Origin of the sequence: Mycobacterium sp. 1165178.9, assembly GCF_001673555.1 — a bacterium.
Taxonomy (GTDB): Bacteria; Actinomycetota; Actinomycetes; order Mycobacteriales; family Mycobacteriaceae; genus Mycobacterium.
Window position 1 is genome coordinate 1 of record NZ_LZMB01000559.1, and the last position, 707, is coordinate 707.

Genomic DNA, 707 nt, shown 5'->3' on the forward strand with positions numbered 1-707 from the left:
CTTGGCCGCGATCTTGTCCACCACCGGCAGGCTCGGGACCGCGGCCAGCACATCTTTGGCCGAGACCCGCTCGCCCGTCGTCACCGCCGAACCGCCCTCGACCGCGGACACCAGCGATCCGACGTCGATGCCCCCCAACACCCGCGACGCGGTGTCCGCGGTGGCCCGGCGCAGCAGGTGTTCGAGCACGGCCTGTTCGCGGCCCTCCTCACCGGATTCGAATTCCAGCTTGCCGCGCAGCACGTCGATCACCGTGCCCAGATCGACGACCCGGGCCACCGGGTCCGTCTCCCCCAGCACCGCGCCGCGGTGTCGTGCGGCGGCGGCGACGGTCTCGGCGGCGGCGATCGCGAACCGCGCCGACACCCCCGAGCGTTGATCGACGGAGTTGGACTCCCGCAGGTAGCGGGCGAATCGGGCGAGTATCTGCATGAGGTAGTCGGGGACCTGGGCGGACAGGTGCGCTTCCTGCGCGATGACACCGACTTCCGCTTCGAGCTCGAGCGGGTAATGGGTCCGGATCTCCGCGCCGAAACGGTCTTTGAGCGGGGTGATGATGCGTCCGCGGTTGGTGTAGTCCTCGGGGTTGGCGCTGGCGACCACCAACACGTCCAGCGGCAGACGCAGGGTGTAACCGCGGACCTGGATGTCGCGTTCCTCCATCACGTTGAGCATCGACACCTGGATGCGCTCGGCGAGGTCGGGCA

General features: G+C 69.3%; 1 pseudogene. It reads right to left on the reverse strand.

The features are described 5' to 3' along the window. Positions 1 to 707 (reverse strand): annotated as a pseudogene (locus tag A5652_RS23665) (magnesium chelatase); the annotation flags it as partial.